We start from the raw sequence: 8,268 nt of genomic DNA, 5'->3' as shown, positions 1-8,268 counted from the left end.
GACGCCTTTTTGGGCGGGCGGCTCACTGTGTCGCAGCCCAAAAAGGGCTTTCGGGCCGGGCTCGATAGCGTGTTGCTGGGAGCGTCGGTGCCGGCCGGCACCGCCAGGCTGCTCGATCTGGGTGCCGGGGTGGGCACCGCGGGCTTGGTCGCACTGGCCATGGATCGCGCAGGCGCCGCCGATCTGGCCGAGCGGGACGAGCCGACGCTGGCGCTTGCGCGGATCAATATTGACGTGAACGGCTTTGGCGCGCGGGCCCGTCTGCTCGCGGTCGACATTGCGGCCAAAGGCGCGGAGCGCCGTGCGGCCGGTTTGGCAGACAACGGCTATGATGTGGTGATCGCCAACCCACCCTTTTTCGGCGCCGGTACGCAGGCGGCGGATACGGCCCGCGCCAATGCCCGGCATATGGAAACCGAGGCGATCGAACTCTGGGTCAAATGCGCCGCCTCGGCCACCAGGGCTGCTGGCATGGCCATATTCATCTATCCCGCACAGGGCCTGGCGGCGCTGCTTGGTGCCTTCGACCGCCGCTTTGGCGACATCACCATATTGCCGCTTTCCCCACGGCCCGGCGCACCGGCTTCGCGTGTCATTCTGCGCGGGGTCAAGGGGTCACGCGCGCCGCTGACCCTGTTGCCCTCCCGCCCTTTGCACGGTCCGGACGGCAATGCCTTCACCCCGGAATTCGATGCCATTCTCCGCGGCGCAGCGGTGCTGGACTGGTAATGGGCGGCCCCTCTGCCTAAATGACGAGAAAATCCAACGGAGTGGACATGTCCGATACGCCTGCCGGCAAGCGCAATTGGCTCAGCCGCCTCATTCATCGCCCGCCGGTCGTGCCTGTCGTGCGCCTGCAGGGCGTCATCGCCGCCGAGCAGCGCCCCGGACGGCTCAATATCGCCACGGTTGAGCCGCTCCTGGCCAAGGCATTCGCCGTCAAGGCGGCGCCGGCGGTGGCTGTCGTCATCAACTCGCCTGGCGGCTCCCCGGTGCAGAGCCGGCTGATTTCCAAGCGTATCCGCGACCTCGCCAATCAGCACAACAAGCCCGTTCTGGTGTTCGTGGAGGACGCGGCGGCCTCGGGCGGCTATTTCATCGCCGTGGCCGGCGACGAGATCTTCGTCGATCCCTCATCCATTGTCGGTTCCATCGGCGTGATCATGGCAACCTTCGGTTTCGTCGGCGCCATCGACAAGCTCGGCATCGAGCGCCGCGTCCATACCGCTGGACGCAACAAGTCCACGCTCGACCCGTTCCTGCCCGAAAAGGCCGAGGATGTGGAACGTATCAAACGCTTCGAACTGGATATTCACGAGGTCTTCATCGACCACGTCAAGGCAGGCCGCCAGGGCCGGCTTAAGGCGGAGGACGATACATTGTTTACCGGGGAATGGTGGACCGGGATCAGGGGTGTCGAGCTGGGGCTTGTCGACGGCATCGGCGACCTCCACGCCACCCTGCGCGAACGCTTCGGCCCGGACGTTGTGCTCAAGCCGATCGCACCCAGGCGCCCCTTCTTCGCGCTGCCCCGGCTGGGATTTTCTGCCCAGGGCGTGGTAGATGACCTCACCACCTCCCTTGAGGATCGCGCCTGGTGGGCGCGTCTGGGACTTTAGGGGCCGCTGATGCTGCTGCGCATATTGCTGTTTGTCGGACTGGGCCTGCTGATCTATTTCGGCGTGCGCCGCATCTGGAAAGACTGGTCGACCAAGTTCAACCAGGACGCCGAGGAGGCGAAGCGCCTGGCGCGGGAACGCGACCGCGCCGAGCGCGCCCAGCCGGGCGTCATCGACCTCAAGCGCGACGAAGACGGAACCTATCGACCCAAGGATGGGAGCGATGCGGACAAGCGGCATTGACCGCTTCGGCCTGCGCCACTAGAGCTTTGTCCCGCATAATTGCAGGACTTCTGACATGACCGCTCGCCCCGCCCATATGGACCCGAAGAATTCGTTTCAGGGCCTGATTCTTACGCTGCAGCACTTCTGGGCCGAGCAGGGCTGTGTGGTCCTGCAGCCCTATGACATGCAGATGGGCGCTGGCACCTTTCACACGGCCACGACTCTGCGCGCCCTGGGTCCGAAGCACTGGAAGGCCGCCTATGTGCAGCCCAGCCGCCGGCCCACCGATGGGCGCTATGGCGAGAACCCCAATCGCCTGCAGCATTACTATCAGTTTCAGGTCATCCTGAAGCCGTCGCCCGACAATATCCAGCAGCTCTATCTCGACTCGCTGGCCGCCATCGGGCTCGACGCCTCCGCGCACGATATCCGCTTCGTCGAGGACGATTGGGAAAGCCCGACCCTGGGGGCCTGGGGGCTGGGTTGGGAGTGCTGGTGCGATGGCATGGAAGTCAGCCAGTTCACCTATTTCCAGCAGGTCGCCGGCTTTGAGTGCTCCCCCGTGCCGGGCGAGATCACCTATGGTCTGGAACGCCTCGCCATGTATGTGCAGGGCGTGGAAAACGTCTACGACCTCAATTTCAACGGCCGGACCGGCGACGAGAAGGTCACCTATGGTGATGTCTTCCTGCAAAACGAGCAGGAAAGTTCGAAGTACAATTTCGAGGCGGCCGATACCGAAATGCTGTTCCGCCATTTCGAGGATGCGGAAAAGGAATGCCGTTCAATTCTCGAAAAGGGTGCCGAGGGCAACCGCCAGACCATGGCGATCCCGGCCTATGAGCACGTCGTCAAGGCCTCGCACAATTTCAACATGCTCGATGCGCGCGGCGTGATCTCGGTCACCGAACGCCAGAGCTACATCCTGCGCATCCGCGAACTGGCCAAGGCCTGCGGCGAAGCCTGGCTGCAAACTGCCGGCGGCGGCGCGGAATAACCGCGCCGCTTGATATCAGGCCGCCACAGGTGCCTCGACCTTGATCACCGTCAGCTTGTGCCGCTTGTCGGCGCGGTCGTGCCAGGTGATCGACTGCCCGGCCTTGAGGCCGATCAGGGCGACGCCGATCGGGGTCATCACCGAGATGCGGCCCGCCTCGATATCGGCGTCGGCCGGATAGACCAGGGTAACGGTCTGCTCCTGGCCCGAATTGGTCTCATAGGTAACGCGCGAGCCCATGCGGACCACGCCGTCGGGCAGCTTGGCATCGCTGACCACCTTGGCGCGATCGAGCTCGGTGAGCAGGATCTCTGCCAGGTCGGGATTGCGATCAAGCCCGGCTTCGCCCAGGGCATAGAGCTTGGCGTGGTCGGCCTTGCCCAGGGTCAGGGGCGGGGTCAGGTCGCGGCGGATTTCAGTCATTGGTCTTTCCTTTATGAATGCCCCGGCGCGCTCGAAAGCGCTGCAATCGGTGGGCCAGAATGTCTTTGGGAACGGGGCGCCGGCGTAAGAACATGATGTTCGGGAGCCCTAAGCAGGCTCCGGCGCGGGCATGCCTAGGGTGGTTAGCTTGCGTGAAGGAAGCTGCAGCGATGCCAGTGGCGCGTGTTCATGCCTTAAAAGCTAGGGATTGGCGGCGGGAAGTCAAGGCCATGGCCACGCAAGCGTTGCAAAGCCCCGGCCACAATGCCAGTTTGCGCCGCATATCGCTTGAGGGAGCGCAATCATGGAATGGGTCATTCTTCTTCTCGTTGTTGGCGTGGTCGGCTACGCCATCGTCATCTACAATTCGCTGGTCTCCAACAGGCAAATGGTGCGCGAGGGCTGGTCGGGCATCGATGTGCAATTGAAGCGCCGCACCGACCTCATTCCCAATCTCATGGAGACGGTGAAGGGCTATATGGCCCATGAGCGCGAGACGCTCGAAGCTGTTGTGAATGCCCGTGCCAAGGCCACCAGCGCCGCCTCGGCGGGCCCTGAAGCCCGCGCCAAGGCCGAAGGCGAGCTCTCCGCGGCTCTGGGCCGATTGCTCGCCGTTGCTGAGGCCTACCCCGACCTCAAGGCCAACACCACGTTCCTCGAATTCCAGACGGCTCTGCAGCAGGTGGAAGACGAAATCCAGATGTCGCGCCGCTACTACAATGGCGCGGTGCGCAACCTTAATATCCAGGTCGAAAGCTTCCCCTCGAACCTGATCGCCAATGCGTTCAAGTTCGAGCAGGCAGAATATTTCGAACTCGAGAACGAAGCCGACCGCGCCGTCCCGCAGGTCAAGTTCTAGCACAGCGGCGGCCATGCCCACTGGCTGTCACCCTGGTGAAGGCGGGGGGCCATCCTGAGATATCGAGATGGATTCCGGCTTCAGGCCGGGATGCTTACGAGTGTGAGGAAACACCGGCACCCATGAAACTCTCCATGTTCCCCCGCCTGTTCGCCATCCTGCTGGCCATTCTCGCCCTCGCCATGCCCGCCATGGCCCGCGAGGAAATCCGCGCCTTCGCGTCCGATGTGCAATTGCGCACCGACGGGTCTGTCGACGTTCTGGAAACCATCGACGTCAATGCCGAGGGCAACCAGATCCGGCGCGGCATCTATCGCGACATTCCCGTGACCATGCTGGGCGAAAGCGGCAACAAGATCCGCATCGATCTCGATGTCGAGGCCGTCACGCGCGATGGCCAACCCGAAATGTTCCGGGTCGAGCGCATGGGGGATTTCCAGCGCATCTGGATCGGCGACCCGGATGTCTTTCTGCGCACCGGCGAGCACCGCTACACCATCAACTACACCATGAACCGGATGGCGCGGCCCACGGCCGATGGCATGGGCGATGAAGTGTATTGGAACGCCACCGGCAATTACTGGGACTTTCCCATATTGACCTCGGTGGCGCGCGTACGCCTGCCCGAAGCCGCCGTGATCGAGGATATGGCCGCCTATACCGGTGCTGTTGGCTCGCGGGAACGCGCCGTATCAATGACCCGGGAAAGCGACACCACTGCGATCTTCAGGACCCAGAGGGTGCTGGCGCCCGGGGAAGGCATGAGCTTTGCCGTTTCCTTCCAGAAGGGCGTGGTCAGCTATCCAGAGGGAATGGATGCCCTGTTGCAGACCGCTTCAGACCTGCGCGAGGCCTGGCTGCCAGTTCTGGCCGTCATCCTGTTGCTGGTCTACAGCTTCACCGCCTGGATGCGCGTCGGCCGCGATCCGCCCAAGGGCACGATCATTCCGCTGTTTCATCCGCCCCGCGACTTCTCCCCGGCGCTGACCCATTATGTGCACAAATGGGGCTTTTCCAACGCGGGCTGGACAGCCATGACCGCGGCCATCTTCAATCTCGGGGTGAAGGGCCTGGTTTCCGTCCGCAATCCAGGCAAGACGCTGACGGTCTCGGTGACCGGCAAGCGACCTGAAGCCAAACTGCCAGTCGGCGAACAGGTGCTGTTCTCCTATTTCGACAGCCGCGGCGCCGTGACGTTCGACAAGGCCAATGGCAAGGATCTGGGCACCAAGCGCACCGAATTTACCAGCGCCATAGAGAGCGAGAACCGCCAGGTCTGGTTCAACAACAATTGGGGCTTTGCCGGCTTCGGCTTCGTGCTCGCCGCCGCGATGATCGTGGGCATGGTGGTGTTCGACGTGCTTGAGCCTATCTGGCTCTTCGCCGCCGTTTTCGGTGGCGTCTTTATGGGTGTCATCGGCGGGGTCATCTTCGGCGTCATCCGGTCAGGCGGCGCCATCCAGCGCTTCATCACACTGATCTTCGTCGGCATATTTGCCTTCAACATGGGGGGCGGACTGCTCGAAACCTTTACCGGTTTCACCATCAACTCGGCCGCCCTGGCCGCTGGGTCGATGGTATTGATCTGCGTCGTCTTCGCCGTGCTCATGCGGGCGCCCACGGTGCAGGGGCGCAAGGTCATGGACGAGATCGATGGCTTCAAGCTCTACCTCGAAACGGCCGAGAAGAACCGCCTCAATATCGTCAATGAACCGCCCATGACCGTCGAACGCTTCGAGCGCATCCTGCCCTACGCCATCGCGCTGGGCGTGGAAAAGCCGTGGTCGGAGCATTTCGAGGCCGAACTGGCCCGCCATGCGGTCAGCGATGCCGAAGGCGGTTCCTATTCGCCACACTGGTATTCCGGCAGCCGCTCGTTCAATTCCGGTAATATCGCCAAGGCCGTGGCAACGGCATCATCCGGCATGGCGGCCGCCATGGTGGCCGCCCAGCCGGTCCAGGCCAGCTCATCCGGCTCCGGCGGCGGCGGCTCGTCAGGCGGTGGAGGTGGCGGCGGCGGTGGCGGCGGCTGGTAGCCAAAGCGTTCCCCAGCCGATAGACATCCCCGCGCCCCCGCGCTAATCACGCACACGCCCAAGACAACCGGTTGCCCTTCATGCCCGAACTGCTGCTCGAACTCTTCTCCGAGGAAATTCCCGCCCGCTTCCAGCGCCGTGCGGCCGAGGACCTCAAGAAAGCCGTCACCAACGCACTTGTCGATGTGGGCCTGGTCTATGAAGGCGCCAAGGCCTTTGTCACGCCGCGCCGTCTGGCGCTTTCGGTGTCGGGCCTGCCTGCGCGCTCACCCGATACGCGCGAGGAAAAGAAAGGTCCCAAGGTCGGCGCGCCGCAACCGGCCATTGACGGTTTCCTGCGCTCGGCTGGGCTGAGCTCGATCGACCAGGCGAAGATCGAAAGCGACCCGAAAAAGGGCGATTTCTACGTGGCGGTTATCGAGCGGCCGGGCGCCGACGCCGTGGACCTGTTGTCTGGCATCCTGCCCAAGGTGATGACCGATTTCGGCTGGGCCAAATCCATGCGCTGGGGTTCGGGCAGCTTCAACTGGGTGCGTCCCCTGCGTGCCGTCACTGCCACGTTCGGCACCGAGAATGATGAACCCGTCGTGGTGCCGTTTTCCGTGGCCGGGCTGGAATCGGGGCAAACCACCTTCGGCCATCGCTTCCTGTCGCCCGACGCCATTCGCGTGAAGCGTCTGGACGACTACCAGACCGCCCTCGAGCGCGCCAAGGTCGTGCTCGATATTGATCGCCGCAAGGACATCATCCGCACCGACGCCGACAATCTCGCCTTCGCACAGGGCCTGACCGTCATCCACGACGAAGGCCTGCTCGAAGAGGTGGCGGGCCTGGTCGAGTGGCCCAATGTGATGATGGGGTCGTTCGACCCTGATTTCCTAAAACTGCCCGAGGAAGTCATTATCGCCACCATTCGCGCCAACCAGAAATGCTTCTGCCTGCGCGACGCCTCAGGCAAGCTTGCGCCCAATTTCATCATCACCGCCAACACCATCCCCGCCGATGGTGGCGCCGTTGTGGTGGCTGGCAATGAGCGCGTCATCCGCGCCCGCCTTTCCGACGCCGCCTTCTTCTATCAGGGCGATCTGGCCATTCCGCTGGAGCATGGCCTGCCCAAGCTGGAAGATATGGTGTTCCACGCCAAGTTGGGCAGCCAGTTTGCCATGGTCGAGCGTCTTGTCCACCTGGCTGCCGAAATAGCGCCCAAGGTGGGGGCCGATGTCGAACTGGCCAAGCGTGCCGCCATGTTGGCCAAGGCCGATCTCGTCACCGGCATGGTCGGCGAGTTCCCCGAACTGCAGGGCCTGATGGGGCGCTATTATGCGACCGCCCAGAAGGAGCCGACCGCCATCGCCAATGCCATCGAGATGCACTACAAGCCGCTGGGCCCCTCCGACCGCGTGCCGACCGAACCGGTCTCGATCGCAGTAGCCTTGGCCGACAAGCTCAATGTGCTGTCCGGTTTCTGGTCGATCGATGAAAAGCCGACCGGCTCGCGCGATCCCTTCGCATTGCGTCGCGCAGCGCTGGGTGTCATTCGCATCATCACCGAGAATGGGCTGAAGTTCCCGCTTGAGGTTGAGCCGGACCTTCTGGCCTTCTTCCATGATCGCCTGAAGGTCACGCTGCGCGATGCCGGCGCGCGCCACGACCTCGTCGATGCGGTGATTTCGGCCGAGAGCAATGACATCTTGCAGATTACCCAGCGGGCTGAGGCCCTCTCGTCGCTCTTGTCCAGCGACGATGGCGCCAATCTGCTGGCCGGCTACAAGCGCGCCGCCAATATCCTGGCCGCTGAAGAAAAGAAGGACGGCAAGGCCTATGACGGCTCCGTCGATCTGTCGGCGCTGAAGCAGCCCGAAGAAACCGCGCTGGCGTTCGCGATCGATGGCGTTCATGCGGCCGTGGCGGCCCATGTGGCAAAAGACGACTACAAGGGCGCCATGGCCGAGCTGGCCACCCTGCGCGCGCCTGTCGATGCCTTCTTCGAGGCGGTTCTGGTCAATGATGTCGACCCGGCGGTCCGCGCCAATCGCCTCAATCTTCTGGCCCGCTTGCGCGATACCATGCATCTGGTGGCCGATTTCGGGAAGGTTGCCGGATAGCATC

Annotated in this window: 8 protein-coding genes; 7 read left to right on the top strand and 1 reads right to left on the bottom strand. The window is 63.3% G+C overall.

Going from position 1 to position 8,268, the window contains the following annotated elements:
* The 4 genes from QZ564_RS09145 to QZ564_RS09130 form a co-directional block, all read left to right on the top strand.
* Nucleotides 1-729, top strand: a 729-nt coding sequence (locus tag QZ564_RS09145; RefSeq protein WP_297108201.1) for a methyltransferase, incomplete at its 5' end; no start/stop codon positions are given.
* 47 nt (nt 730-776) lie between these two features.
* Complete coding sequence (locus QZ564_RS09140; RefSeq protein WP_297108197.1) at nt 777-1,619, top strand: S49 family peptidase; 843 nt, start codon at nt 777-779, stop codon at nt 1,617-1,619.
* A 9-nt stretch (nt 1,620-1,628) separates the two neighbouring features.
* Nucleotides 1,629-1,862, top strand: a complete 234-nt coding sequence (locus QZ564_RS09135) for a hypothetical protein (RefSeq protein ID WP_297108195.1) — start codon at nt 1,629-1,631, stop codon at nt 1,860-1,862.
* Between the two features lie 55 nt (nt 1,863-1,917).
* Nucleotides 1,918-2,841, top strand: coding sequence for a glycine--tRNA ligase subunit alpha (locus QZ564_RS09130; protein ID WP_297108194.1), 924 nt, complete (start codon nt 1,918-1,920; stop codon nt 2,839-2,841).
* Nucleotides 2,842-2,856: 15 nt separating this feature from the next.
* Here QZ564_RS09130 and rnk read toward each other — a convergent pair whose 3' ends face one another.
* A complete protein-coding gene (rnk, locus tag QZ564_RS09125; protein ID WP_297108193.1) occupies nt 2,857-3,264 on the bottom strand; it encodes a nucleoside diphosphate kinase regulator in 408 nt (135 codons plus the stop codon).
* Between the two features lie 304 nt (nt 3,265-3,568).
* Between rnk and QZ564_RS09120 the strand changes: the two genes are divergently transcribed.
* The 3 genes from QZ564_RS09120 to glyS all read left to right on the top strand — a co-directional run bounded on the left by QZ564_RS09120 (nt 3,569) and on the right by glyS (nt 8,264).
* The gene (locus QZ564_RS09120; protein ID WP_297108191.1) at nt 3,569-4,123 is read left to right on the top strand and encodes a LemA family protein; all 555 of its coding nucleotides are present in this window, start codon (nt 3,569-3,571) and stop codon (nt 4,121-4,123) included.
* A 122-nt stretch (nt 4,124-4,245) separates the two neighbouring features.
* On the top strand, nt 4,246-6,159 hold the full coding sequence (locus tag QZ564_RS09115) for a DUF2207 domain-containing protein (protein WP_297108189.1): 1,914 nt from the start codon (nt 4,246-4,248) through the stop codon (nt 6,157-6,159).
* A gap of 80 nt (nt 6,160-6,239) precedes the next feature.
* Nucleotides 6,240-8,264, top strand: coding sequence for a glycine--tRNA ligase subunit beta (gene glyS, locus QZ564_RS09110; protein WP_297108187.1), 2,025 nt, complete (start codon nt 6,240-6,242; stop codon nt 8,262-8,264).
* Nucleotides 8,265-8,268: the final 4 nt, after the last annotated feature.

This window comes from uncultured Devosia sp., from assembly GCF_913055165.1.
Taxonomy (GTDB): domain Bacteria; phylum Pseudomonadota; class Alphaproteobacteria; order Rhizobiales; family Devosiaceae; genus Devosia.
Note: the sequence above shows the minus strand (reverse complement) of the source record. Positions and strands in the feature narration are given on the sequence as shown.

Coding starts and splice junctions, on each gene's coding strand:
- QZ564_RS09115 (WP_297108189.1), top strand. CDS start 4,246: ATGAAACTCTCCATGTTCCCCCGCCTGTTCGCCATCCTGCTGGCCATT.
- QZ564_RS09130 (WP_297108194.1), top strand. CDS start 1,918: ATGACCGCTCGCCCCGCCCATATGGACCCGAAGAATTCGTTTCAGGGC.
- glyS (WP_297108187.1), top strand. CDS start 6,240: ATGCCCGAACTGCTGCTCGAACTCTTCTCCGAGGAAATTCCCGCCCGC.
- QZ564_RS09120 (WP_297108191.1), top strand. CDS start 3,569: ATGGAATGGGTCATTCTTCTTCTCGTTGTTGGCGTGGTCGGCTACGCC.
- QZ564_RS09135 (WP_297108195.1), top strand. CDS start 1,629: ATGCTGCTGCGCATATTGCTGTTTGTCGGACTGGGCCTGCTGATCTAT.
- rnk (WP_297108193.1), bottom strand. CDS start 3,264: ATGACTGAAATCCGCCGCGACCTGACCCCGCCCCTGACCCTGGGCAAG.
- QZ564_RS09140 (WP_297108197.1), top strand. CDS start 777: ATGTCCGATACGCCTGCCGGCAAGCGCAATTGGCTCAGCCGCCTCATT.